18 protein-coding genes are annotated in these 25,294 nt (G+C 71.3%); 14 read left to right on the forward strand and 4 right to left on the reverse strand.

The genetic code is table 11. The features are described from left to right. Positions 1 to 73: 73 nt before the first annotated feature. The 7 genes from ACIBKY_RS21285 (at position 74) to ACIBKY_RS21315 (ending at position 10,002) form a co-directional block, all read left to right on the forward strand. The gene (locus ACIBKY_RS21285) at positions 74 to 1,696 is read left to right on the forward strand and encodes a fatty acyl-AMP ligase (protein ID WP_397098569.1); all 1,623 of its coding nucleotides are present in this window, start codon (positions 74 to 76) and stop codon (positions 1,694 to 1,696) included. Beyond that, complete coding sequence (locus ACIBKY_RS21290; protein WP_397098571.1) at positions 1,689 to 4,652, forward strand: MMPL family transporter; 2,964 nt, start codon at positions 1,689 to 1,691, stop codon at positions 4,650 to 4,652. The genes ACIBKY_RS21285 and ACIBKY_RS21290 overlap by 8 nt, the downstream gene beginning before the upstream one ends. Then, a complete protein-coding gene (locus ACIBKY_RS21295; RefSeq protein WP_397098573.1) occupies positions 4,649 to 4,843 on the forward strand; it encodes a hypothetical protein in 195 nt (64 codons plus the stop codon). The genes ACIBKY_RS21290 and ACIBKY_RS21295 overlap by 4 nt, the downstream gene beginning before the upstream one ends. 59 nt (positions 4,844 to 4,902) lie before the next feature. After that, positions 4,903 to 6,276, forward strand: a complete 1,374-nt coding sequence (locus ACIBKY_RS21300; protein WP_397099455.1) for an MFS transporter — start codon at positions 4,903 to 4,905, stop codon at positions 6,274 to 6,276. Between the two features lie 181 nt (positions 6,277 to 6,457). Further along, a complete protein-coding gene (locus tag ACIBKY_RS21305) occupies positions 6,458 to 7,663 on the forward strand; it encodes a glycosyltransferase (RefSeq protein ID WP_397098575.1) in 1,206 nt (401 codons plus the stop codon). A 51-nt stretch (positions 7,664 to 7,714) separates the two neighbouring features. Then, on the forward strand, positions 7,715 to 9,001 hold the full coding sequence (locus ACIBKY_RS21310) for a hypothetical protein (RefSeq protein WP_397098577.1): 1,287 nt from the start codon (positions 7,715 to 7,717) through the stop codon (positions 8,999 to 9,001). Between the two features lie 146 nt (positions 9,002 to 9,147). Next, positions 9,148 to 10,002, forward strand: coding sequence for a hypothetical protein (locus tag ACIBKY_RS21315; RefSeq protein ID WP_397098579.1), 855 nt, complete (start codon positions 9,148 to 9,150; stop codon positions 10,000 to 10,002). A gap of 60 nt (positions 10,003 to 10,062) precedes the next feature. Here the strand turns inward: ACIBKY_RS21315 and ACIBKY_RS21320 are convergent, their stop codons facing one another. After that, entirely contained in the window at positions 10,063 to 11,160 is a 1,098-nt protein-coding gene (locus ACIBKY_RS21320) for an alpha/beta hydrolase (protein WP_397098581.1), read from the reverse strand. Between the two features lie 188 nt (positions 11,161 to 11,348). Here ACIBKY_RS21320 and ACIBKY_RS21325 point away from each other — a divergent pair, with 188 nt between their 5' ends. Together ACIBKY_RS21325 and ccrA are read left to right on the forward strand one after the other, a co-directional pair. Beyond that, positions 11,349 to 17,060 (forward strand): SDR family NAD(P)-dependent oxidoreductase, encoded by a 5,712-nt coding sequence (locus tag ACIBKY_RS21325; protein WP_397098583.1) that lies wholly within the window; start codon positions 11,349 to 11,351, stop codon positions 17,058 to 17,060. Then, a complete protein-coding gene (gene ccrA / locus ACIBKY_RS21330; RefSeq protein ID WP_397098585.1) occupies positions 17,057 to 18,376 on the forward strand; it encodes a crotonyl-CoA carboxylase/reductase in 1,320 nt (439 codons plus the stop codon). The genes ACIBKY_RS21325 and ccrA overlap by 4 nt, the downstream gene beginning before the upstream one ends. On the opposite strand, the gene ACIBKY_RS21335 is transcribed toward ccrA, so the two are convergent. Beyond that, positions 18,342 to 19,508: a helix-turn-helix domain-containing protein gene (locus ACIBKY_RS21335; RefSeq protein ID WP_397098587.1), complete on the reverse strand. Its 1,167-nt coding sequence runs from the start codon at positions 19,506 to 19,508 to the stop codon at positions 18,342 to 18,344. The genes ccrA and ACIBKY_RS21335 overlap by 35 nt on opposite strands. A 63-nt stretch (positions 19,509 to 19,571) precedes the next feature. Then, positions 19,572 to 19,772: an EF-hand domain-containing protein gene (locus ACIBKY_RS21340; protein ID WP_379618390.1), complete on the reverse strand. Its 201-nt coding sequence runs from the start codon at positions 19,770 to 19,772 to the stop codon at positions 19,572 to 19,574. Positions 19,773 to 20,133: 361 nt separating this feature from the next. Here ACIBKY_RS21340 and ACIBKY_RS21345 point away from each other — a divergent pair, with 361 nt between their 5' ends. The 5 genes from ACIBKY_RS21345 (at position 20,134) to ACIBKY_RS21365 (ending at position 23,919) form a co-directional block, all read left to right on the forward strand. Continuing rightward, positions 20,134 to 20,904 (forward strand): tyrosine-protein phosphatase, encoded by a 771-nt coding sequence (locus tag ACIBKY_RS21345; protein ID WP_397098589.1) that lies wholly within the window; start codon positions 20,134 to 20,136, stop codon positions 20,902 to 20,904. Between the two features lie 258 nt (positions 20,905 to 21,162). Continuing rightward, a complete protein-coding gene (locus tag ACIBKY_RS21350) occupies positions 21,163 to 21,633 on the forward strand; it encodes a GbsR/MarR family transcriptional regulator (RefSeq protein WP_397098591.1) in 471 nt (156 codons plus the stop codon). Continuing rightward, positions 21,630 to 22,490, forward strand: a complete 861-nt coding sequence (locus ACIBKY_RS21355; RefSeq protein WP_397098593.1) for an ATP-binding cassette domain-containing protein — start codon at positions 21,630 to 21,632, stop codon at positions 22,488 to 22,490. The genes ACIBKY_RS21350 and ACIBKY_RS21355 overlap by 4 nt, the downstream gene beginning before the upstream one ends. Next, positions 22,487 to 23,185, forward strand: a complete 699-nt coding sequence (locus ACIBKY_RS21360; RefSeq protein WP_397098595.1) for a fluoroquinolone transporter permease — start codon at positions 22,487 to 22,489, stop codon at positions 23,183 to 23,185. Before ACIBKY_RS21355 ends, ACIBKY_RS21360 begins: the two co-directional genes overlap by 4 nt. Beyond that, positions 23,182 to 23,919, forward strand: coding sequence for an ABC transporter permease (locus ACIBKY_RS21365; RefSeq protein WP_397098597.1), 738 nt, complete (start codon positions 23,182 to 23,184; stop codon positions 23,917 to 23,919). The genes ACIBKY_RS21360 and ACIBKY_RS21365 overlap by 4 nt, the downstream gene beginning before the upstream one ends. 199 nt (positions 23,920 to 24,118) lie before the next feature. On the opposite strand, the gene ACIBKY_RS21370 is transcribed toward ACIBKY_RS21365, so the two are convergent. Continuing rightward, positions 24,119 to 25,264 (reverse strand): PucR family transcriptional regulator, encoded by a 1,146-nt coding sequence (locus ACIBKY_RS21370; RefSeq protein WP_397098599.1) that lies wholly within the window; start codon positions 25,262 to 25,264, stop codon positions 24,119 to 24,121. Between the last annotated feature and the right edge of the window lie 30 nt (positions 25,265 to 25,294).

A 25,294-nucleotide genomic window follows, 5' to 3' on the forward strand; every position in this document is an offset into this window, starting at 1 on the left:
TAACAAGACCGGCTGTGGAATGTGCAGGCGATTGGCAAGAAACGCGGTGCTATCTGCCGTAATTTGCTGGATCGTGAGCGTGCTGATACGGCGAGTCGCCCGATGGGCCAGGGAGATTCCCGACGCCCCCGCCTACACCTTCGTGGACTATCTGGGCGACGGGGCGTGGCACACGCTCACCTGGCGGCAGGTGGACCGCAGGGCCCGCGCGCTGGCCGTACGCGTGCGGGAGCTGACCGGGCCCGGTGACCGGGTGGCCATCCTCGCCCCCCAGGGGCTCGACTACGTCGTCGCCATGATCGGGACCCTGTACGCCGGGGTCGTCGCGGTGCCGCTGTTCGCGCCCGGCCTGCCCGGCCACGCCGAGAGGCTGGCCCGCGCCTACACCGACGCCGAGCCCGCCCTCGTGCTCACGACCACACCGGCGCTGCCCGATGTGCGGGCCTTCGTGGACGGCGGGGCCGTACTCGCCGTGGACACCGTCTCCGACCTGCTCGCCGAGGAGTGGGAAGAGGTGGCGCTCGGGGCGGACGACCTCGCCTACCTGCAGTACACCTCCGGCTCCACCCGGCAGCCCACGGGCGTGGAGATCACCCACGGCAACGTGGAGGCCAACGCCCTGCAGCTCTGGGAGGCCTTCGACGCCAAGCCGCGCTCCTCCGTCGCCGCGCTCTGGCTGCCGCTCTTCCACGACATGGGGCTGATCGCCACCATCGCGCTGCCCATCGTCGGGGGCAACCAGGTGGCGTTCATGGACCCGGTCGCCTTCGTCATGCACCCGGTGCGCTGGCTGCGGTTGCTCAGCGAGTTCGACGACGTCTACACCGGCGGGCCCAACTTCGCCTACGAATACACCGCCGCGCGGGTGAGCGAGGCCGACAAGGACGGGCTGGACCTGTCCGGCGTGCGGGTCATGCTCAACGGCGCCGAACCGGTCAGGCCCGGCACCGGAGCCGCCTTCCACGCCGCGTTCGCGCGCTGCGGGCTGCGGCCGCAGGCCCACACTCCCGCGTACGGCCTGGCCGAGGCCACCGTGTTCGTCTCGGCCGCCGGCTGTGACGAGGTCGCCAAGGTCACCGAGTTCGACCGGGAGGCGCTCGGGGAGGGGCGGGCGGTGGCGTACACGTCGGGTGCCAAGAGCACGCTCGTCTCCTGCGGGCGGCCGACCGGGCAGCGGGTCCGCGTCGACGCACCGGACGGGCACGTCGGCGAGATCCGTGTCCAGGGGCCGAACGTCGCCCGCGCCTACTGGCGCGACCCCGGGCGCAGCGCCGAGGTGTTCGGGTCGGGCTGGCTGCGCACCGGCGACCTCGGGGTCATCCACGAGGGCGAGCTCTACGTGACCGGGCGGATCAAGGACCTGATCATCGTCGACGGGCGCAACCACTACCCGCAGGACATCGAGGCCACCGTTCAGGAGGCGTGCGAGGCGGTGCGGCGCGATCACGTGGCGGCCTTCGCGGTGCCGGGTGAGCAGGGCGAACGGGTGGTCGTGGTGGCCGAGCGCTCCCGGCGCGGGCTGGAGACGGAGCCGGCCGAGGTGACCAGGCTCGTACGGGCGGCCGTGGCCAGGAAGCACGATCTGGCCGTGCATGACGTGGTGCTGGCCGCGGCGGGAGCCGTACCGAGGACGTCCAGCGGGAAGATCGCGCGGCGGGCCTGCCTTCAGGCCTACCTGGAGGACGCCTTTGTTTGAGTCGGCCGGGCGGATCGTCTATCGCGGCAGGTGGACGCTGCTGGTGCTGAGCCTCGCCCTGGCGGTGCTGGCCGCGCCGTTCGGCATGGAGTTGTTCGGGCGGATGGTGGACGGCGGGTTCGAGGACCCCAAGGCCGACTCGACCACGGCCGCGCGCTGGAACGACGCCTGGTACAGCGGCAACTCGCCCGACGTGGTCGTCCTCTACCGGCATCCGCAGGTCAAGGTCGCCGACCCGCGGTTCAAGAAGGCCGTGCACGACTCGCTGCGCCGCCTGCCCGCCGCGCACGTGCGCAGGCTCGCCACCTACTGGACCACCGCCTCCTCCCGGATGGTCTCCAAGGACGAGCACTCCACCTACGCGCTGATCACCCTGCGCGGCGGCCCGCAGACCAAGCAGCGCGCCTACGCCGAGATCAAGGACCGCCTCGCCGTCGAGAACCTCCAGGTCAAGGTGGGCGGTTCGGTGCCCCTGGTCAAGGAGCTCAACGACCAGACCGGCCGCGACCTGGCCAGGGCCGAGGCCATCTCGATGCCGGTGCTGCTCGTGCTGCTGGTGATCGTCTTCGGCAGCCTGGTCGCCGCGGGGCTGCCGCTGCTGGTCGGGCTGCTGTCCGTGCTCGGCGCGCTGGTCCTGCTGCGGCTGCTGACCGAGGTGACCGAGGTCTCCGTCTTCTCGCTCAACGTCGTCACCATGCTCGGGCTGGGGCTGGCGATCGACTACTCGCTGTTCGTGCTGAGCGCCTTCAGGGAGGAGGTACGGCGGGGCGCCACCAACGAGCAGGCCGTCGTACGCACGATGGCCACCGCCGGGCGGACCGTGGCGTTCTCCGGGCTCACCGTGGCCACCGCTCTGCTGGGGCTGCTGCTGTTCCCGCAGATGTTCCTGCGCTCGATCGGGCTCGGGGCGGCGGCGGTGGTGCTCGTGGCCATGGTGTCGGCGCTCGTGGTGCTGCCCGCGGTGCTGGGAGTGCTGGGGCGGCGGGTGGACGCGGTGCGGGTGGTCCCGGTCTTCACGGGGAACGGCATCTTCTGGCGAGGCATCGCCGCCAGCGTCATGAAAAAGCCCGTCATTTACCTTGTTGGGGTGATGGCGGTGCTGGTGGCGCTGGCGCTGCCGTTCGCCCACGTGAAGTTCGGCAACGTCGACCACCGCGTCCTGCCCGCCGCCGCCGAGTCCCGCCAGGTCGCCGAGGCCGTCGACCGCGACTTCGCGCGCAACTCCATGGCCGCCATCGACGTGCACGTCCTCATCGAACGCCACTTCGCGGGCAAGCCCGTCGCACCCGGGCCGGTGGGTCAGGGATACACGCCCGTCTCCGCCGTCACCCCGGTCAGCCCGCTGGACGCGAAGCCGTTCGCCGACCGCATCGACGCCCTCGACGGCGTCACCGGCGTCGACCTGGCCGGAGTCTCCCAGGCCAACGGCGCCGTCCGCCTGTCGGTCCGCTACGACGCCGACCCCATGTCCGCCCGCGCCCAGCGGATCGTCACCCTGATCAGGTCCATGGCCCCCGAGCCCAACACGCGGGCCGTCATCGTGGGCGGATCCACCGCGGCCCAGATGGACCTGATGGCCAGCCTCGCCGCCGTCCTGCCGTGGATGGCGCTGGTCGTGGGCGGGGTGACGTTCGTGTTGTTGTTCGTGGCGTTCGGCTCGGTGGTGCTGCCGCTGAAGGCCCTGCTCATGAACGTCCTGTCCATCGGCGCCTCCTTCGGCGTCATCGTCTGGGCCTTCCAGGACGGGCACCTGGCCTCCACGCTCGGCTTCACCCCGACCGGGACCATCGAGGCGACCGTGACCGTGCTGATCCTGGCGGTGGTGTTCGGGCTGTCGATGGATTACGAGGTGTTCCTGCTGTCCCGGGTGCGTACCGAGTGGCTGCGCACCAGAGACAACGCCGCCGCTGTGGCGATGGGGCTGGAGAAGACCGGTGGAGTCATCACCAGTGCCGCCTTGCTGCTTCTTGTGGTGATCGGGGCGTTCTCCACGGCGGGAATCACGATCGTGAAGCTGCTGGGTGTGGGGATGTTCGTGGCCATCGTGGTGGACGCCACGTTGGTACGGGCGTTGCTGGTGCCCGCGACGATGCGCCTCATGGGCGGGGCCAACTGGTGGCTGCCCGGCTGGCTCCGATCCCTCCACACCCACCTTCCCCGAGGTGGATCTGCCGGTGGGGTACGGGGGGTGGCGTCTGCCGGTGGCGTGTCGGGCGGTGGGGCGGGTGGTTTGGCCGAGGCCGGCCGTGGTGTGGCGGCGGGGGCTGGCCGTGGTGTGGTGGCGGGGGTTGAGGGTGGGCGACCCCGCGCTCTTGGCGCCGGGTCGGCGGGTCGGGACGGCGGTGGAACTCGGCGCTCTGGTACGGCGGGTGCCGCAGGTGATGCGGGTGATGCGGGTGATGTGGCACCGGCTCGGGTCATCCGGCCGAACCCCGACGGGCCCGGGTGGCACTGGGAGAGCGCGGACGAGCCTGCGGCGGACGAGCCTGCGGTGGATGCGCGGGCGAGTGGCCGGGAGCACGCCCCGGGTAGCCGGGCTCTGGGTGACCGGGGTCCCGACGGCGGGGTGAGTGGGCGGGTGGTGTTCGGGGCCGACACCGACCCCGAACCCGTGGCGGCCGAGCACGAGCCGGAACCTCGGGTGACTGGGCGTGAAGTGGAGCCCCGAGTGGCCGGGCGCGGAGCGGAACCCCGAGTGGCCGGGCGCGGAGCGGAGCCTCGGGTGACTGGGCGTGAAGTGGAGCCTCGGGTGAGCGGGCGTGATGCGGAGGCGTTGGGCGGGCGGGTGCCGGAGTCTCGGGTGGGCGGGCCCTTGCGGAAGTTGCCCTACTCGCGGAGCGAGGTTTCGGTGCCGGTCGACGATGTGGAGGTTGGGTGGGTCAAGGTTACGGCCGGCCGTACCAGGGTGGTCAGGGCTGTGCCGGGTGGGTGGGTTTGGGTGGAGGTTGAGTCGTGACGGTCGCCGCCACCCGGGTGGAGGGGGCTTGGGCCGGGTTGTTCGGGGTGGTGGGGCTGGCGGGGTTCGTGACGACGCTGGACAACACGGTCGTGACGGTCGCGGTGCCCACGATGCGGCGGGAACTGGGGGCGCGGCTGGCGGCCATGGAGTGGGTGGGCACGGGGTATGTGATCACGTTTGCCGGCTGATGCTCGCCGGGGGACGGTTGGCCGACCTTTGGGGGCGGCGGCGGGTGCTGGTGGCGGGGATGGCGGTGTTCAGCGCTGCTTCGCTGGTCGCGGGGATGGCCGGGGCCGTGGAGGTGCTGGTGGCGGCACGGGTGGTGCAGGGGATGGGGGCGGCGATGGTGTTGCCTGCCACGTTGGCCGTGCTGGCGGGTGCCGGGGAGCGGCGGCGGTCGGCGGGGATCGCGGTGTGGATGGCCTCCGGTGCGGCGGCGTTGGCGCTCGGGCCGGTGGTTGGCGGGTACTTGAGCGAGCACGCGCACTGGGGGTGGGTGTTCCTGATCAACGTGCCGCTGGGGGCGGCGGTGATCGGCCTGGCCCTCGTCGCCCTGCCCCCAGACCCTCAACCCAGCTCTAGGCCCAGCCCTAGTTCTAGCCCTGGCTCTAGCTCTAGCTCTGGTTCTAGCCTCCGCTCCAGCCCCAGTTCTAGCCCTGGCTCTAGCTCTAGCTCTGGTTCTAGCCTCCGCTCCAGCTCCAGCTCTAGCCCTGGCTCTAGCTCTGGTTCCCGCTCCACGACCAGCTCTGGTTCCTGCTCCACGACCGAGGCTGGTTCCCGATCCAGGGCCGACGCTGGTTCCGGGTTGGGGGATGGCTCCGGTTCTCGCTTTGGGTTTGGGGTTGGGGGGCGGGTTTGGGTGGGGGTGGATGTGCCGGGGGTGGTGTGTTCGGGGGCGTTTCTGGGGGCGGGGACCTTTGTGCTCATCCACGGGGCTGAGTACGGCTGGGCCCGGCCGCCCATCGTCCTGGGTGTGGTGGTGAGCCTGGTGGCGGGGGTGGCGTTCGTGGTCGTGGAGCGGCGGGCGGCGCGGCCGATGGTGGATCTGGCGCTGTTCCGGGTTCGCAGCTTCAGCGGCGGTGTGGTGGCGCAGGTGCTCTGGGGGCTCGGGGTGAACGGGGTGTTCTTCTACACCGCGATCTTTCTGCAGGACGTGCTCGGGTTCACGCCGTCGGCCTCTGGGCTGGCGTTCGTGCCGCTGGCCCTGCTGGTGGTGGCGACCGCGCCGCTGGTGCCGTGGGTGGAGCGGTGGGCGGGAGCGGGGCGTACCGTCGCGGCGGGTCTCTTGCTGGTGGCGGGCGGGATGGTGGTGGCGGCGTTTCTGCGGCCGGGGGACGGGTGGGGAGATCTGCTGCCCGCTGTCTGCGCGATCGGGGTGGGGTCGGCGTTGACGATGCCGCTGGGTTCGGCGGTGCTCGGTGCGGTGCCGGAGGAGCGGGCCGGGGTGGCGGGCGGGGTGTTCAGCGTGAGCCGGGAGATCTCCGGGCTGTTCGGGATCGCGGGGGTGGGCGGGGTGGTGCACGCCGTGGGGACGTTCGCCGCCGGGTACACAGTCGGGCTGCTCGCCGCCGCCGCGCTCGTGCTTGCCGGGGCGCTGGTCAGCTTGTCGAGCCTGCCGTGAGGGTCCGGAGCAGGGCGGGTGTGAGGGTCCGGACCTGGCCTGGTGTGAGGGTCCGGAGTACGTCTGGGGTGAGGGTTCGGACTTGGTCTGGGGTGAGGGTTCGGACCTGGCCTGGTGTGAGGGTCCGGACTCGGTCTGGTGTGAGGGTCTGGAGTCGGCTTGGTGTGCGGGGTGGTGGGACGTGAGGGTGGCTGTGCTGGCTCTGGGGTCGCGGGGGGACACGCAGCCCTGCGTGGCGCTGGCCCACGGGCTGGCCCGGCGCGGGCATGACGTGGTGGTCGTGGCGGCTCGGCGGTACGCGCCGCTGGTCGGGGAGGGGGTGGGGTTCGCGGGGCTCAGTGTGGATCCGGTGGCGGTGGCCGGGAGTGCCGAGGGGCGGGCGTGGCTGGAGAGCGGGCCGCTGGGGTTCGTGCGGGGGTTCAGGGCCGTGGTCGAGCCGCTCGCCGAGACGTTGGTGGGCGAGGTGGACGCGGCCTGCCGGAAGGCCGATCTGGTGCTCGCTCCCGCTCTCGGCGCCTTCGGCAGGCATCTGCGCGACCGGTACGGCATGCCGTACCGCATCCTGCACTTCCAGCCCGGCCACCCCACGACGGCCTTCCCGAACCCGCTGATCCCCGCGCGGACCCTGGGCCGCCTCGGGAACAGGGCCAGCTACGCCCTGGTCGAGCGGCTCGGCTGGCTGATGCTCGGCCGGATGGTCAACCGGCTGCGGGCGCGGACGCTCGGGCTGGGCAGGTTGCGGGGGAGTCCGTTCGCGGCCGATCGGCGGGATCGGGTGCCGGTCTTGTGTGGGTTTAGTGGGCATGTGGTGCCGCGCCCGGCGGACTGGCCCGGCCATGTGCGGCAGACCGGGTACTGGACGTCGGACGCGAAAGAGCTTGGGGACGAACTGACCGCGTTCCTGGAGGCGGGGCCGCGTCCGGTCTACGTGGGGTTCGGGAGCATGGTGCCGGATGATCCGGCGCGGACGGCCGAGCAGGTTTCGGCCGCGCTCCGGCTGGCCGGGGTGCGGGCCGTGGTCCAGGGGCTGCCGGTGGAGCGGTCGGAGGCGGTGCTGCCGGTGGGGGAGGTGGCGCACGAGGCGTTGTTCGCGCGGGTCCGGGCCGTGGTGCACCACGGTGGCGCGGGGACCACGGGCGCGGCGCTGCGGGCGGGGGTGCCGGGCGTGGTGTGCCCGTTCTTCTCCGATCAGCCGTTCTGGGGGCTGCGGGTGGCGGCGCTGGGTGCGGGGCCGCCGCCGTTGCCGATCTCGCGGTTGGTGGCGGGAGAACTGGCTGCGCGGCTGCGGGCCGTACCGCAATATGAGGAAAAATCGCAGCACATCGGGCGGTTACTGCGCGCTGAAGACGGAGTGAAGAACGCTGTGGATCTCATTGAAGAGAGCTGATCGTCCCAGTAGTGTGCTTCATGCCCCCTTGATCCTCCCAGAGTAGGTGCCATGCGACTTCGTCCGCTCATCGTCACCGGACTCGCACTGTCGATGCTGGGCATCGGGATTCCCGCCTGGTCGGCGGACGACCCCCGCAGCTGCAACGACCTCATGTCGAGCGACACGCCCGCCTATGTCATGTGCACATGGCTGGCCACGCCCGAGGAGGCCGCCGACATCGCGAGGTTCTGGCTGGACAACGACGGCGAGAACATGAAGAACGCCGGGCCCAACAGCGAGGTCGGCGTCGACTGCAGCGAGGCCGAGAACGCCTGCGACCCCAACCTCGAAGGCGACGGCGAGATGCACGACGTCGGCTCGCCCGACGTGGAGGGGTCCGAGGACGGCGGTACGCCCGACGCCTGCCCCGACGGCACCAAGTGCCACATCGACCCCGACGAGGTCTCCGCGACCGAGGCCGCCGCCGCCGAGAAGACCGCGGCCGGGCAGAGCGCCAAGACCGCGCGCACCGACGGCATGCGGGTGTGGATCGACGCCGAGCTCGCAGACGACTGGAAGGCCGGCAAGCTGGCCGAGGCCGCCAAGAAGGTCGCCGCCCTGGCCGCCCAGCCGGGTGTGGTGGGCGTGCGGTTCAGCTCGCAGGTCGGCTACAACAAGACGCTGCAGACCGCCGAGGAACTGGACACGTTCATCACCGAGGCCGCTCACGCGCTGCGCCAGGCCGTGCCCGGCAAGAAGCTGGCCATCCACACCGTCGTCCCGGCCCTGGGCTGCGGCGCGAACGAGGCCTGCAGGACGGAGATCGGCAAGAAGTACCCGCTGCTCGACCCCGACAAGGTCGGCGCCTGGCTGAAGGCGGGCCTGGTCGACCAGCTCGCCCTGGACAACGGCCACCTGTCCACCGAGTACGCCACCTGGCGGATCGACGCCGCCGAGGCCCAGCGCAACCAGTGGATCCAGGTACGGGCCCGCGCCTGGGACTCCTGGGCGCACATCGCCGCCGAGGACGCCGTCTTCACCGGTCCCGGCGCCTCCCAGCTGACGACCGAGCAGGCCACGAAGACCATCACCGACCGCGTCGCCACCCCGCTGCAGGCCGACGCCGTCGAGACCGTCATCCTCTGGACCCGCTGGCAGGACGCCAAGGGCTCGGTCAACCGGGTGCTGGGCGACAAGCTCGCCGATAACGCCACGTGGGAGCAGCTCAAGAAGCTCGACGCGGTCAAGGCGAGGCTGGCCACGATCTACGACCCGGCAACGCCCGAGGTCGACCAGGCCGCCGATCTGAAGAAGCTCTCCGAGGTCTTCTCCACGGTGTACGTACGCGCCGCCTGAACCGCATCAGAATGAGCCCGCGCCCGGCGCGGGCTTTTTCTTTTTCTTTTCGGTGGCAAAGAGCGGACAATGGCCTTGCCTTCCTCGATTTCCTGACAGAAAGTCAGGGCGTCAAATGCACGGCCCGCGACCGAGGAGGTACCCCAATGGTCCGACGCTGGTTATCCGTCGCCTTCGCGATCTGCGCGACGGCGATTCTCGTGGCCCCGCCCGCCACGGCGCTGGTACTGCCCACCCCGCGGGCCTTCGTCTCCAACCTGGATCTGGACTGCTTCAAAACAAACCCATATCAGCCGCCCGCAACCACCCTTACGCTCAGGCACCTCAATCCGCAACTAGGTGACCTGCCCATTCAGACGGTCACGCTCGGCGCCCGCGAACAATTATGTGTTCCGGTCGCGAAGAACAATGTGATTCCGCCGCCCGGCGTCCTCGACTTCGTCAGATTCGTCGACCTGTCCTGCTACCGGATCACCGGCCCGTCGATCAACAGGACCATCGTCCTCCACCACCTCAACCCGGTCCTGCAGGACCAGCCGCGCAAGCAGGTCGTGCTGAACCAGCCGCAGCAACTCTGCGTGCCCGTGGCCAAGAACGGCGTGCTCCCGTCCGCCGAGGTCCTTTCGGTGATCCGCCACATCGACCTCGAGTGCTACGGCTTCACACCCAACCCGGTCATGAACAAGACGCTGAACCTCAGGCAGCTCAACCCGGTGCTGAGCAACATCCCGCCGGCCAACGTGCAGGTCCTCGCCGCCCGCCAGCTCTGTGCGCCCGTGCAGAAGCGCGGCGACAACATCCCCGCCGCGACGCTGAACATCGTGCGCTGGCTGGACCTGGAGAAGTACGACGTCAACGCCGCCACCACCGCGCCGGTGACGCTGAACCTGCGCCACCTCAACCCCGTACTCGGGCAGTTGCCCGGCGAGACGGCGACGCTCACCGGCCGCTCCCAGCTGGCCGTGCCGGTGGCCAAGAACGGCATGGTCCCGCCCGGGTGATCTCCGAAGGGGGATGACGCCGTACGGCAGCGGCCCGGAGCCGGGCGGCGTCGGGCGGGGTCAACGACCGCTGGAGAGCTGCCAGCCGTCCCTGACCCCGCCCTTACCAATGCCCAGCGCGGCCAGGATCATCGGGAACGACGCCTTGAACTCCCTCGTCCAGTACGGCCACGTGTGCGTCCCGTTGGCGTACAGGTTGAGCGTGTGCCGGATGCCGAGCCCGTTCAGCCGCCGCGAGAGCGCCTTCGCCGTGTACGCCGAGATCGGCTCGCCCAGGTGGGCCGGATGCCAGGGCGAGCCGGGCGGGTCCAGCGGGCCGAGGAAGCTCGTGGTGCCGCTGGAGATGTACAGGCTCGTGCCCTTCAGGCCGGGCGCCAGCGCCATCGGGTCGTTCATCGCCCAGACTTTCTTGTCCTTGACCGGGTCGCCCCACAGGGCCTTCGGGTTCTGCTTCTCGCTGGCCTGCGCGTTCATGATGACCTCGGGGATGCCGGGGAGCCCGGTGGCCAGGATGCCGCTGTAGGAGCCGGCGAAGCGGAACATTCCGGGGTAGCGGGCCGCGTACTTCATCGCGCCGTAGGCGCCCATGGACAGGCCGGCGATGGCGCGCCGCGTGCCGCCCCGGTAGCCGATCTCCACCAGGCGGCGTACCTCGTAGGTGTGGAAGGTGGCCCATTTCGGGGTGCCGCCGCGGCCGCCGTTGTACCAGTCCGAGTAATTTCCCGCCCGTCCCGCCTCGGGCATGACCACGATCGTGTCCACGTTCTCGGTGAACGCCGCGACGTCGGTCATCCGGGTCCAGGAGGTGTAGTCGTCGGCGCCGCCGTGCAGCAGGTACAGCACCGGCCAGGTCCGCTTCGCCGACTTCGACCAGCCTTTGGGCAGCAGCAGGCGTACCGGCATCATCCGCCCGATCGACGGCGAGGAGATGAGGATGTCCAGCGTGCGCGGCCCGAGCCACCGCTCGCGCACCACCCGGGCGCTGCCGGGTAGCGCCTTCTGCCAGGGCGCGCTCCGCCGGGTGCCTTCCGGTACGGCCGGCGCCTTCGTCGGCCCGCCCTCCGGCACGATCGACCAGTCGGGATCGGCCACCGCGGGCGTGGCGCCGGCGGCGAGGATGAACGTGATGGCCAGGGCCGTCAGGGCGCGCGATCGCATGGTGGGTTCCTCCGCCGGTGAGGCTAGGGCTCCGCGCGGGGGCGGGCTATGAACCCGCGGCAACGAATCGGCCCGCCAGTTGTCACCCGCGTGACAAATCGCTCCGGAGGAATGTTCGGCACGGGCCTGCCCCCGGCCCCGGCCTCCTGGGTAGGTTGGCCGATCACCCCGGCAGCATGGGAGCGCACGTGGACGTCCGTGGCTTTCTCCTTGAACGGCTCGCGGCCCGGCTGGCCGGCGAGGACGTCGATCCGGACCGGCCGCTGGAGGAGTACGGGCTGTCGTCCAGGGACGCCGTGGCGGTCGCGGGAGAGCTGTCGGAGCTGCTCGGCCGGGACCTGAGCCCCACCCTCGTCTGGGCGAGCCCGACCGTGAACCAGCTGGTCCGCGCCCTGTCCGAACCGCCGGTGACCTTGCGACGGCAGCACGCCCGCGCGGAGGACGAGCCGATCGCGGTGATCGGAGCCGGGTGCCGGGTGCCGGGCGCGCACGGGCCGGAGGAGTTCTGGCGGCTGCTCATGGACGGTCGGGACGCGGTCGGGACCGTGCCCGGCTCTCGCTGGGCGCCCTTCGACGACGGCTCCGCCTCGGCCGGGGAGGCGCTGGCCAGGACGACGCGGCACGGCGGGTTCCTGGCGGACGTGGCCGGGTTCGACGCCGAGTTCTTCGGCATCGCGCCCGGTGAGGCGGCGGTCATGGATCCGCAGCACCGGTTGCTGCTGGAGACCGCTTGGGAGGCGCTGGAGCACGCCGGCATCGCGCCGCGGGGTTTGCGCGGGAGCCGTACCGGGACATTTGTTGGTATTTCCGGAAATGAGTATGCCTACCTGACCACCGCCGACCCGGCCAAGGTCGACGCCTGGACGGCGACCGGGGCGGCGTTGAGCATCGCCGCGAACCGCCTGTCCTACCTGCTCGACCTGCGCGGGCCCTCCCTGGCCGTGGACACCGCCTGCTCGTCCTCGCTGGTGGCCGCCCACCTGGCGGTACGCAGCCTGCGCGCCGGCGAGAGCGACCTGGCGCTGGCGGCGGGCGTCAACCTGCTGCTGTCACCGATCATCACCATGGCCTTCGACCAGGGCGGCGGCACCTCGCCCACCGGCCGATGCCGCGCCTTCGACGCCTCGGCCGACGGCATGGTACGCGCGGAAGGCTGCGGCGTCGTGGTGCTCAAACGGCTCCCCGACGCGCTGCGCGACGGCGACCGCGTGCTGGCCATGATCACCGGCACCGGCGTCAACCAGGACGGCCGCTCCAACGGCCTGGTCGCCCCCAACCCGCAGGCGCAGGAGTCGCTGCTGAGACAGGTACACGCCGGCCTCCCCGACCCCGCCTACATCGAGGCCCACGGAACCGGCACGTACCTGGGCGACCCGATCGAGGCCGCGGCCGTGGCCGCCGCGTTCCCCGGCGGGCGGGTGCTGCTGGGCTCGGCCAAGTCGAACCTCGGCCACCTGGAGGCGGCGGCGGGCGTGACCGGCCTCATCAAGACCGTCCTGGCGCTGCACCATGGCGTCATCCCACCCAGCATCCACTTCACGACCCCCAACCCGCACATCCCATGGGAGCGCCTGTCCGTGGTCACCGAGCCCACCCCCTGGCCACGGCCCCGCGCGGGTGTGTCGTCGTTCGGCTTCGGCGGCACCAACGCCCACGTCGCCCTCACCGCCGCCCCTCCCGCCACCGTCCTCGTGCCCGACACGGCCAAGCACGTGTTCACCATCAGTGACGTCGGCGCGGACCGGGTGCGGGCCCACGCCGGGCTACTGGCGGAGTGGGTCACCGGCCGGGACCGGGCGTTGGAGGACGTGGCCCACACGCTGGCCAGGCGGGCCGGACGGGGACGGTTCGCCGCCGCCGTCGTGGCCGCCACCTCCGGCGAACTCGCCGAAAGCCTGCGCACCGCACGCCCGTTCGCCCTCCCACCCGTCTGCGCGGGTCCCGTGTGGGTCTTCAGCGGGTACGGCGGGCAGTGGCGCGACATGGGCCGCCACCTCTACGAGACGGAACCCGCCTACCGGGCCGCCCTCGACGACCTGGCCCCGCTCCTGAGAGCCGAAGCGGGCATCGACCTCTGGACCACCCCCGAGGGCGTCGCCCGGGCCCAGCCCCTGATCTTCGCCACCCAGATCGCCCTGGCCAGGCTCTGGCAGGCGTACGGCATCCGCCCAGCCGCCGTGATCGGCCACTCGATGGGCGAGGTGGCCGCCGCGGTGGTGGCCGGTGGGCTGAACCCGCGTGACGCGGTCCGGGTGATCTGCCGCCGCGCCCGGCTCCTGGGCACACTCGGCGGCGGAGGCGCGATGGCGATCGTCGAGGCGGCGGCGGACGAGATCCCGGACACCCTCCACGTCGCCGTCCACACCTCACCCCGCCAGACCGTGATCACCGGTGACCCTGGCCTGGTGGCGGAGTTCGCCGGGAGGATCGCCGCCTCCGGCCGGCTGGCCAGGACGCTGACGGCCGAAGGCGCCGGCCATTCGCCGCAGGTCAAGCCGTTGCTCCCGCTGATCAGGGAGGAACTGGCCGGCATCGATCCGGGTAAACCGGCTCTGCCGTACTACTCGACGGTCCTGGATGACCCGCGAGAGGTGCCGGTCTTCGAGGCCGCGTACTGGGCGGCCGGAGTACGGCGCCCGGTGCGCCTGGCCCAGGCGGTACGCGCCGCCGCCGAAGACGGATTCACCGTCTTCACCGAAATCGGCCCGCACCCCCTCCTCACCTCCGCCCTCCGCGACACGCTCACGGGCGGCGGCGGGGCGCTCGTCACCCACTCGCTACGCCGCGAGGACGACGGGGAGTTCTACGCGCAGGCGGCGACGGTGGCCGCCGCCATCCCGCCGAGGACGGCAGGGCGGATCGTGGACGTCCCGCACGCGCCCTGGCGGCACGAGCGCCACTGGGTTCCGCCGCACCGCCGCGCCGGGACACCGGCCGATGGCGTGCACCGCTTGCTGGGGTCACACGTGGAGACCCCCGACGGCCACGTGTGGAGCACCACCCTGGACGACCTGTCCGACGCCCCATGGCGCCTCGGCCCCGCCACCTGGCACCGCCACGGCCGCCCGGTACTGCCGGTCACCGTGGTCGCCCGCCTCGCCCACGCGGCCGCCCGCGAGGTTCACGGCGCGATGCCGCTGCACGACGTGGTGCTGCACGCTCTCCTGCCGCTGCCCGCGCGCGTCACGGTGACGCTGTCCGGCGGGGTCGTCAGCGTCGGTGCCAAGGACGCCGCCGGGATCTGGAAGGTGTACGGCACCGCCGCGCTCACCCCCGGCCCGGCGGCGGAGGGCGTGGAGAGGGTGGGCCGGGTGCGGGCGGACGGGACGTTGGAGGGGGTGGAGATCCGGGATGTTCCGCCGCACGAGGTTCCGGCCCCGCTGGAGGACAAGCTGGTCGAGCGGGTCTGGGCCGAGGCGCCTCCCGGAAAGGAGGGTTCGGGGCCCCGGCCGGTGGTCGTGGTGCCGCGGGGGCTGGACCCGGCCGGGACGCAGGAGCTGATCCTGCGCATCGCCCGCGAGGCGTCCACGGGCGAACGGCTGACGATCGTGACCCGGCGGGCGCAGGCCGTTCTCGAAGGCGAGAAGCCCGATCCCGGTCCCGCGTCGTTGCGGGGGCTGGTCAGGGTGCTGGCCCTGGAACGTCCGGAACTGCGGGCCGTGCTGGTGGACGTGGACGACCTTGCCGTCCTGGACCGGGAACGGGTCTGCGACGACGCCGAGGACGAGGTGGCCTGGCGGGACGGCACCCGCTACGCCGCCCGGCTCAGGCGCATGGTCCTGCCGCCCGCCGCCCCTGCCCGGCCCGGGCGCGGGGATCCGGTGGTGGGGCCGGGGGCGTACGTGGTGACGGGTGGGTTCGGGCGGCTCGGGCAGGCGGTGGCGCGGTGGCTGGCTGATCGGGGAGCCACGCGGATCGTGTTGAACGGCCGCTCGGCGCCTGAGGACCACACCGGGCTGCCGTCTGGTGCGGTGGTGGTCGCGGGGGATCTGGCGGAGGCCGGTACGGCGGAGCGGCTGGCTGGGGCGGCCACCGAGGGCGGGATGCGGCTGCGTGGGGTGGTGCACGCGGCCGGGGTGCTCGACGACCGGCTGATGGCCGATCTCGATGCGGACAGTCTCCGCAGGGTGTGGAACGGGAAGGTCGCCGGTGGGCTCCGGCTGCATGAGGCCACCCGGGAGGCGGACTGGTGGGTGGCGTTCTCCTCGGCGGCCGCGTTGCTGGGTTCACCCGGACAGGGTGCCTACGCCGCCGCCAACGCCTGGCTGGACGCGCTCTGCCAGGTGCGCCGGTCGGAGGGGTCGGTGGCCGTCTCCGTCAACTGGGGGACCTGGGTGGGGGCTTCAGCTCTGCCCGCTGTGGAGGCGATCACCTTGGACGAAGGGATCGAGGCGCTGGAGGCGCTTCTGCTGCGGGGATGTTCGGCTGGAGTGGTCAAGCTCGACGCCGGAGCGGCGGTGGCGGCGTTTCCCGGGGTTGGGCGCATGCCGTACTTCTCGGAGGTGGTGGAAGGGGAGGCGGACGCGGGCGGGGACGTGTCCGCGCGGGTCCGGGGGCGGGTGGCGGCGGTGCTGGGGGTTGACCCGGGGCGGCTCGATGACGGGAGCGTGCTCACCGAGCTGGGGCTGGACTCGCTGGCGGCCACGCGGTTGCGTGGGCTGATCGAGTACGACTTCGGGGTGGTGGTGCCGGTGGCGCCGCTGCTCAACGGGGGGACGCTCGGGGAACTGGTCGCGGCGGTGACCGGGGTGCCCGCCCGGGTGATCGGGCCCAGGGACGCGGCCGAGCGGCAGGTGGTGCGGGTGCTGGCCGCGTTGATGGGGTACGAGCCTTCGGTCACCGACACCGTGCCGCCCGAGGTGGTGCCGGTGGCGCTGGACGTGCTGGGGCGTGAGGTGGGCAGCCGCGTCGTCACCGCCGGGACACCCGAGGCTCGGATCTGCGACCTGGCCGACGCCATCAGGGCGGTGGACGAGGTGGAGGCGGAACGCGGGCTCCTCCGCCCTCTCAACCACCACGCCAGAACCCACCCGGCAACCTCAGAGCGCCTCGGGCCGGCCGGGCCGGAGGGGCTGATCCGGGCAAACGCCGGGCCGGTGGGGGAGGCGGCCGGGGGGAGCGTCGGGCAGGGCGGGGTGGTCCGGGGGGCGTTGTTCTTGGGGCATCCGGCCGGGGGGACGACCGGGGTCTACACCTTGCTGGCCTCCCGGCTGGCTCTGCCGGTCTTCGGGCTGGAGCGGATCGACGATCCTGAGCTGGGCATCCCTGAGCGTGCGGCCCTCTACGCCGAGCAGATCCGGCGCACCGGGCCGGGGCCGTACCGGCTGGGAGGGTGGTCGTTCGGGGGGATTCTGGCGTTTGAGACGGGGCGGTTGCTGGGCGCCGAGTGTGAGGTCGTGGTGATGATCGACTCCGGGCTGCCCGAGGTGGTGCCGGAGGAGGACCGGCTGTTGCTTCATGCCCAGAGATATGCGGACTTCGCGGGATATCTCGGGAAAACGTATGGGGTGCGGGTGCGGCTTGAGCGGGACGAGCTGGCCTCGCTGGACGAGCAGGGCCAGTTGGATCTGGCGGAGGCCCGCATCGCCGAGTCGGGCGTCCTGGGCATGCTCAGCCCGGCCATCCTCCGCCACCAGATCACCTCCCACGAGGACACCCGCGCCATAGAGCGCTACCGCCCGGGAGTCCACACCGGCCGCGTGCTCCTGTACCGCAGCACGGAATCCACTCCCTGGGCCGTGGAGGACACGCGCTACCTGCACCACGACGACCCTGCCAGAGGCTTCGCCCCGTTCAGCCCCGCCCTGGAGATCGTCGAGGTGCCGGGCTCGCACCACCTCAACCTTCTGGACCCGCCCCACGTCGAGTTCGTCGCCGCCCACCTGGAGGACCTGCTATGAACCTGGCACAGGCCGTTGCCGCCGGCGCGCCGCCCGAGGAGCTGGCCCGTCTGGACGTGCCCTCCACCTACCGCGCCGCCTACATCCACCGCGACGAGATCGGCATGTTCAAGGCGGCCCCTCACACCGGCACCGACAAGGACGTACGGCTGTCGCTGCACGTGGGCCAGGTGCCGATGCCGGAGCTGGCTCCCGACGAGGTGCTGGTCGCGGTCATGGCCGGCGCGATCAACTACAACACGGTGTGGTCGGCGATGTTCGAGCCGATCCCGACCTTCGCCTTCCTGGAACGGCTGGGCCGCACCGACCCGCGCCACGACCTGTCCACGCACGTCCTCGGCTCCGACGCCGCGGGTGTGGTCGTGCGCACGGGCGCGGCCGTACGCCGGTGGAAGGTCGGCGATCGGGTGGTGGCCGGGCCCGCGTACGTGGACGGCGAGGACCCGATCGCCCAGCACGACGGGATGCTGGCCGCGGACCTTCGGGCGTGGGGGTTCGAGACCAATTTCGGCGGGCTGGCGGACTTCGCGGTGGTCAAGGCCACCCAGTTGCTGGCCAAGCCGCGGCATCTGAGCTGGGAAGAAGCGGCCTGCAACCTGCTGTGCGCCGCGACCGCGTACCGGATGCTGGTGGGGGAGCGCGGCGCGCGGATGCGGCAGGGCGACGTCGTGCTGTTGTGGGGGGCGACGGGCGGCCTCGGCGGGTACGGCGTGCAGCTCGTGAAGAACGGGGGCGGCATTCCGGTCGGGGTGGTGAGTTCGCCGGAGAAGGGCGAGTTGCTGCGCGCCATGGGGTGTGAGCATGTGATCGACCGGTCGGGGTTCGAGGATCTGGCCGACGAGAAGGACTGGCGGCGGCTCGGGGCCGAGGTGCGCAGGCTGGTGGGGGAGGATCCGGGGATCGTGTTCGAGCACACGGGCCGGGAGACGTTCGGCGCCTCGGTCTACGTGGCCAGGCGCGGCGGCGCGGTGGTGACGTGCGGGTCGTCGAGCGGCTACGACCACACCTACGACAACCGGCACCTGTGGATGAAGCTCAAGCGGATCATCGGCTCCCACGGGGCGAACTACCAGGAGTGCCACGAGGTCAACCGGCTGATCTCGCTGGGGATGGTGCATCCGACGCTGTCGCGGGTCTATCCGCTGGAGCGGGCGGGGGAGGCGGCGCGGGCCGTACAGACGAACCGGCATGTCGGGAAGGTCGGGGTGCTCGCGCTCGCGCCCGGGGAGGACCTCGGGGTCGAGGACCACGCGCTGCGGGAGCGGATCGGGGAGGAACGGCTCAGGTTGTTCCGCCGAGCGCCTGCCGCGCCCTGAGCACGATCTCCAGCTCGAAGCGGATGTCGGGGTCGGCGAGCTGGTCGCCGTAGAGCTCCTCCAGCTGGCGCAGCCGGTAGCGGACGGTCTGCGGGTGTACGTGCAGCCGCGCGGCCACCTCCCCGGCGCCCCTGCCGTGGCGCAACCAGGCCAGCAACGTCTCCGCGAGCCGGTCCTGCTGGGTGGGCCGCAGGTGCGCCAGCGGCGCGAGCCGCGTCTCGGCCAGCGCGTCGACCAGCTCCTCGTCCTTGAACACGACCAGCGTCGCCATGTGGTCGGCGCACCTCAGGAGCCCGCGCGGCAGCACGCCGCGCGTGGACAACTCCAGCGCCTCGCTGGCCCACCGTAGCGACGTCGAAGCCGAAGCAAGGGGTACGGCGGGCCCGATCGCCGCCTTCAGCCCCCGCAGCGCGACGTCCATCGCCTGGCCCTGTCCGCGTGGATCGGGCACGAGCAGGCACGGATGGGCGCGCTCAAGACCGGTGAGCACGTCGGGCGGCAGCGCGGGCCGGCGGTAGGCGCCGTGCTGGTCGCCCAGCGCCACGCAGGCCACGGTCTTGGGCAGCCGCCAGCCGGCCGCCTTGGCCAGATCGGCGATGGCCTCCTGGCCGGCGGGCGGCCGGCTGAGCAGCAGGTCGAGCAGGCGGGTGCGGCGGCGTTCGATCTCTCCGGCGGCGTGCGCCTTCGCCTCGTCGAAGCCTTCCGCGGCGGCGTCGGCGAGCTGGTCGAGGTAGACGAAGATGGCCTCGCCCAGGTCGTAGAGCGACTGGGGGGACAGGCCGAGTGGCTCGGCGATCTCGGTGAGCCGCCGCCAGCCCACCCGGGCGCCGAGGCGCAGCGCGGTCTGCAGGGGTTCGAGGTTACGGCCTTCGGCGGCCTCGCCCCGGCCGATCATGCGGAACGGCTCGGGGTCCCAGGCGGCGTCAGGGTTCTCGATGCGGTCGAGGAAGCCGTAGATGGCCTGCTCCACGGCCATCCGGATGACCTTGATGTACGCCTCGTCCGAGGGGCGGGCGTACTCGGGGATGCGGGCCTGGATCTCCTCGATCACCTCGGTGGAGACCCGGCCGATGCCCTGCCGGAGTGTCGTCACGACGTCCGCGGGCGTCCGGGTGTCGCTCCTGATGGCCATGGTCCCTCCCGACGCCATTGTGACTTATGCGTCAGAAGAGTGGGTAGCAAGTGCTTGTTTTTGTCACCGTTCGAGGAAGGTGCCGAGCTCCCGCACGTTGATCAGCCCGTCGCCGTCGAGGTCGAGCTGCTTGACTGCCTCTTCGGCGCGCTCAAGCGTGACCGGCTGGCCCATGATCTCCATCAGCCGCACGAACTCCTCGGGCGAGATGAGCCCGTCGTTGTCGGCGTCGATCAGCTTGAAGGTCGCCTCGTAGTCGTTCATTGATGTTCCTCCTGTGTCGGGTCAGACCTTAGTGGCGAATCGGCGGAGCGAGTCGATAAATGCCACGACTTGCAGGCGTTTGTCGAGGGGCCACGCCTACCCCACCGATCCCCCCTTCGAACACGCCGTCATGAACACGATCGAGGGGACCGGCACGTGCGCCCATGCCGAGCCCCCGGATCCCACCGGACGCCCGCCGCCGCAGAAACCTCGTCCTCTCCCGCGCCTCGGCATGCCCCGCACCTCGGTTTCCCTCGCGCCTTGGTGGTCGGCTCCAGGGGGCTGAACTGCTCCCAAGCTTGATGTGTCCGCCTGGAAGTCGCAGGCGCAGGTCGGAAATATCCGGCTAAGGTCAGATCTCATGGGGGAAAATCTCGTCATCCATTCCGCGCCCAACCTGCGCGACGTCGGCGGCCAGGCCACCAGGGACGGCAGGAAGGTCCGCACCGGCCTGGCCTTCCGGGCCGGTGCCCTCGACCGGCTCGACGAGCAGGACCAGCGCCGCCTGCACGACGCCGGCGTGCGGCTGGTGTGCGACTTGCGTACCTCCACCGAACGCTCCGAGCAGCCCGACCGCCTGGCCGACGGCGTCACGTACCTCGTGCTTGACGTGCAGCGCGGGGGCGGTCACGGGGCCGACATCGCCTCCCTGTTCACCTCTCCCGGCCAGGCGGAGGCGCTGCGCTCACCGCGGGACGCGGAGAAGTTCATCGTCGAGGTCTACCGCTCCTTCATCACCACTCAGGAGGCCCACGAGGCCTACGCCGACCTCCTGCGCGCCCTCGCGAAGCCCGGCACCCTCTTCCACTGCACCGCCGGCAAGGACCGCACCGGCTGGGCCGCCGCCCTGCTCCTCACCCTGCTGGGTGTGGACCGCGAGACCGTCATGGCCGACTACCTGGCCAGCAACGCCCACCTGGAAGCCCTGGCCGTGGGCGTCTACGCCCTGGCGGCCCAGCACGGCATCGACAGCGAGCTGGTCCGCCCGCTGCTGGAGGTCCGCGAGGACTACCTCAATGCGGCTTTCGACCAGATCGAAGCCACATACGGCGATATTTCGGGCTATGTACGGCAAGGCCTTGGCCTGACCGACATCGACCTCCAAGCCCTCCGCGACCTCTACCTCCACTGACGACAGGCCGTAGCGAAGACGCGGTTGGCCGTCCGCGATCTGGATGGCCATGCCCTCGGGCTCGCGGTGGTCGAGTGACTTGGCAGCCGCGGTGAAGCGCCGTTCGACCTGCCGGCCGGTGACCAGGCTGACGCTGGTCAGGTGATCGACGTCCCTCGGATCCGCGCGATCGGGGTCGTCGCCTACAATCTCTCCGCTTTGGACTGAACTTTCAATAAGTATTGAAAGTTCAGTCCACTGGGGTCTATCTTCGGCCGTATGGAGAGGACAGCGCTGCACGACTACGCCGACGAGATCGGCGCGTGGATAGAGGATCTCGGGCTCCCGCGCATGGCCGGGCGCGTCCTGGGCTGGCTGATGGTCTGTGAGCCTCCTCATCAGTCCGCCGACGAGCTGGCCGAGGCGCTGCAGGCCAGCCGCGGCGCCATCAGCATGTCGGTGCGGATGCTGATGGGCGGCGGCTCGGTGGAGCGCCACCCGGTGCCCGGGTCGCGCCGTACCTACTACCGGATCCGGCCGGGGTTCTGGCTGCGTGAGGCCGAGGACAAGGCCCGGATCGCGCGCGAGTGGCGCAAGACCACCGAACGGGGACTGGCGCTGCTGGGCGACCGTAGCGAGGAAAGCCGGCGGCGCATGCAGGAGGCGCACGACATGTACGCCTTTCTGGAGCTGGAGTACGGCCGCATCAAGGATCGATGGCTGGAACATCAAGCGAAGAAGGAAGAATGACCGTTGTCGAGGTCAACGAGCTGACCTTCACCTACCCGAAGTCGGCCGAGCCCGCGGTGAAAGGCATGAGCTTCGCCGTCGAGCAGGGCGAGGTCTTCGGCTTCCTCGGGCCCAGCGGCGCCGGGAAGTCGACCACGCAGAAGATCCTCACCGGGCTGCTCGCCGGTCATGGCGGACAGGCCACGGTCTGGGGGAAGGAACCCGCCGCCTGGGGCAGCGACTACTACCAGCGCGTCGGCGTCTCCTTCGAACTGCCCAACCACTACCACAAGCTCACCGCGCTGGAGAACCTGCGGTTCTTCGCCTCCCTCTACCGCGGGCCGACCGAGGACCCCATGGAGTTACTGGAACGCGTCGGCTTGGCCGAGCACGCCCACGTCAGAACCGGGGCCTACTCCAAGGGCATGGCCATGCGGCTCGTCTTCGTCCGGGCCCTGCTGCACCGGCCGGAACTGCTCTTCCTGGACGAGCCGACCTCCGGCATGGACCCGGTCAACGCCCGCCGGGTCAAGGACGTCATCCGCGAGATCAGCGCCGAAGGCCGCACCGTTTTCCTCACCACCCACGACATGGCCACCGCCGACCAGCTGTGCGACCGGGTGGCGTTCGTCAACGAGGGCATGATCGCCGCCCTCGACACCCCCGCGGAGCACAAGGTCAGCCGCAGCCGGCGCCTGGTGCGTGTCACCTACCGTGACGGCGACCAGCTGACCGACAAGGACTTCCCGCTGGACGGCTTCGCCGACGACCCGGCCTTCCGCGCGCTGACCGCCGGCCACCACGTCGAAGCGCTGCACAGCCAGGAGGCCAGCCTCGAAGATGTCTTCATCGACGTCACCGGAAGGGCCCTGGCATGAGGGCCGCGCTGCTCCTCGACTTCCGGCTGCAGCGCCGTTACGGATTCTGGCACGCCACGGCGTTCGTCATCCTCATCTGGATCGGTGTGCTGTGGATGGTGCCGGACAACCTGCTCGGGGCGGCCATGCCGTACCTGCTGATGGCCGACCTGGAGTTCTTCATGTTCTTCACGGCCGGAGCGCTGTTCTTCGAGAAAGGCGAGCGGACGCTGTTCGCGCTGCTGATCACCCCGCTGCGGTTCGGCGAATACCTGGCGGCCAAGCTGCTGTCCATGGCCGCCCTCGCCTTCCTCACCTGCGCCGTCGTGGTGCTGGCCGACTACGGGCCGGGCTTCGACCCGCTGGCCCTGCTGGCCGGGGTGACGGCGATGACGCTGCTGATGGCGCTCGCGGGCTTCGTCACCGCACCGCTGTTCCCGTCGGTCAGCGAGTGGCTGATGCCCTCCACCATCGTGATCGCCCTGGCCAACCTGCCGTTGCTGGACTACTCGGGGCTGGTGCCGCACTGGGCGTTCTACCTGAGCCCGACCGAAGGCGTGGCCCTGCTGCTCGGGTCGGCCTTCCACCAGGTGTCGCTCACCGGCTGGCAGGTGGCCTACGCCGTGTTGTATCCCGCCCTGTGGATCGTGCTGCTGTGCCGTACCGCCCGATGGGTCTTCGACCGGCACGTCGTGACCAGGGAGGGCGGGCGATGAGGCACATGATCGCGGCCTTCTGCCGCAACGACGTGCGGACCGTCCGCCGCGACTCCCTGCTGGTCGGGGTGCTGCTCGGACCCTTCCTGTACGCGGCCTTCCTGTGGTTCCTGCCCGCGGCCACCGCCTTCGCCGACCGGCAATGGGCGTTCGACCTGAACCCCTACCGGTCCCTGATCGTCGGCGCGTTCTGCGTGATGGGCCCGCCACTCCTGCTCAGCGCGGTCATGGCGCTGCAACTGCTGGACGAACGCGACCAGCGCACACTGTCCGCGCTGCGCGTCACCCCCATCCCGCCGGGACTCTATCCCCTCTACCGGGCGGCCATCACCGGTACGGTCACAGCGCTCATGATCGTCGCCTCACTGGCCGTCTCGGGGACGCTGACCGCTCAGCAACTGGGGCGGAGCATCCCGGTGGCCATCGTCGCCGGGCTGCTGGCTCCGGTCATCGGCTTCCTGATGGCCTCCCTCGCACGTAACAAGGTGGAAGGACTGGCGGTGATGCGCGTGCTCGGGCTGACGGTGTTCACCATCCCGTTCATCCCGTTCTTCTTCCTGCACCAGCCGTGGCACCTCGCCTTCGGAATCCTGCCGCCGTACTGGCCGCTGCGCGCGTTCTGGGCGCTCATGGACGGCGGCGCCTACTGGCCGTATCTGCCGGCCGGGCTCATCTACAACACCCTGCTCTGCCTGCTCCTGCTCAAAACGCTGACCCGGCGCATGGCCAGATAGGAAGCGCGACCCTGCTTCCAGCAGGAGGAACACGCGCCCCTCGCGTGAGACCGTCGCCCGGTTCGCTCTTGTCCACCTGCGACGACAATCCGGACTGACCGCACTCCGAAGCTGCTGTTCGCCCCGCCGGCCATGCGGACCGCACGCCGTACAGCCAGCAAAGGATCGCATACAGCCGGCGACGCCTCCTCCGCCTCCGCTACCGGCTCATCCTGGCGGCCAGCGCCGCCCCCACCCGCTGCACGTGCGCGTCCCCGGCCGGATCCAGCCCGGTCAGCGCCGCCACCCGGCGCAGCCGGTAGTCCACGGTGTTGGGATGCAGGTGCAGCGCCTCGGCCGTGGCCCGGCGGGACCGCCCGTGGCGCAGATGCACCTCAAGCGTGCGCAGCAACTCCGGGTACGCGTCCAGCGGATCGAGCAGCGCGGCCAGTTCGCGGGAGGCGGCGGTGGGCCGGGTGAGCTGGTACTCCAGGAGCACGTCCGTCAGCCGGTAGAGTCCGGGCCCGCGGCCGAACCAGCCCACGACGTCCAGCACCTCCCGCGTCTGCCGCATCTGCTCGGGCACCTCCGGGGGCGTGGCGTGGGCCGCCGCGGCGGTCACCGGCCCGCGGCCCGCCTCCGCCAGCCGTCCCACCAGGAGTTCCAGCCGCTCCCATGGCCCCGACCAGGGCAGCAGCGCGGCGCCCGCGGGCCGGTCGAAGAGCGTGCCGGGCGCGAACGCCTCCAGCTCGCGCTCGATCCGGTGCAGCTTGCGCCGCGTGGCCACCGCGCCGCCTTCCCCGGCCGACAGGGACAGGACGGTGTAGGCGGGGGCCAGGCCGTCCACGTGCTCGCCGTTGATAAGGGCCGACAGCAGGCGGTGCCGTTCGTCGCGCTCCTCGGCCGACAGGCGGCTGCGCTCGTCGAAGTAGGCCGAGGTGACCACCTCGGTGACCCGCCGCGTGTAGGCGAGGATCAGCTCGGTACAGGCCAGTACGTCGGCCAGGTCGCCGGGTTCGGCCCGAGCGGTCAGCACCCGCCAGGTCTCGGCGAAGGCCAGGTGGTAGGCCTCGATGAGCGCGCCGGGCGGCATGCCCTGCTCGGCGCCCCTGATCGCGGTCTCGGCGACCCGGCCGCCCGGCTCGGCGGGCACCGTACGCTCGCGCAGCGCCCGCGAAAGCGCCAGGAGGTTCTCCTCGACGAGCGTGACGATGTCGTGGGCCACTTCCCCCGCGGGCAGGTCGCGGTAGTGCTGGACGTCGGCCAGCATCCGCGCCACGAGCACGCGGGCCAGCCGGGCCCGCTCGTGCGCCAGCCAGCGGTGCACGCTCACGCCGCCGATCGTCAGCTCTTTGTCATCGGTCACAATGAACTCTGCGAGCTGCTCCAATGGATT

It is taken from the genome of Nonomuraea sp. NPDC050394, from assembly GCF_044459065.1.
GTDB lineage: Bacteria > Actinomycetota > Actinomycetes > Streptosporangiales > Streptosporangiaceae > Nonomuraea.

Bases quoted from the DNA above. Each gene is read 5' to 3' on its own strand.
- ACIBKY_RS21320 (WP_397098581.1), bottom strand. From the start codon at position 11,160: ATGCGATCGCGCGCCCTGACGGCCCTGGCCATCACGTTCATCCTCGCC.
- ACIBKY_RS21335 (WP_397098587.1), bottom strand. From the start codon at position 19,508: ATGGCCATCAGGAGCGACACCCGGACGCCCGCGGACGTCGTGACGACA.
- ACIBKY_RS21350 (WP_397098591.1), top strand. From the start codon at position 21,163: ATGGAGAGGACAGCGCTGCACGACTACGCCGACGAGATCGGCGCGTGG.
- ACIBKY_RS21310 (WP_397098577.1), top strand. From the start codon at position 7,715: ATGCGACTTCGTCCGCTCATCGTCACCGGACTCGCACTGTCGATGCTG.
- ccrA (WP_397098585.1), top strand. From the start codon at position 17,057: ATGAACCTGGCACAGGCCGTTGCCGCCGGCGCGCCGCCCGAGGAGCTG.
- ACIBKY_RS21360 (WP_397098595.1), top strand. From the start codon at position 22,487: ATGAGGGCCGCGCTGCTCCTCGACTTCCGGCTGCAGCGCCGTTACGGA.
- ACIBKY_RS21315 (WP_397098579.1), top strand. From the start codon at position 9,148: ATGGTCCGACGCTGGTTATCCGTCGCCTTCGCGATCTGCGCGACGGCG.
- ACIBKY_RS21365 (WP_397098597.1), top strand. From the start codon at position 23,182: ATGAGGCACATGATCGCGGCCTTCTGCCGCAACGACGTGCGGACCGTC.
- ACIBKY_RS21300 (WP_397099455.1), top strand. From the start codon at position 4,903: ATGGCGGTGTTCAGCGCTGCTTCGCTGGTCGCGGGGATGGCCGGGGCC.
- ACIBKY_RS21355 (WP_397098593.1), top strand. From the start codon at position 21,630: ATGACCGTTGTCGAGGTCAACGAGCTGACCTTCACCTACCCGAAGTCG.
- ACIBKY_RS21340 (WP_379618390.1), bottom strand. From the start codon at position 19,772: ATGAACGACTACGAGGCGACCTTCAAGCTGATCGACGCCGACAACGAC.
- ACIBKY_RS21345 (WP_397098589.1), top strand. From the start codon at position 20,134: ATGGGGGAAAATCTCGTCATCCATTCCGCGCCCAACCTGCGCGACGTC.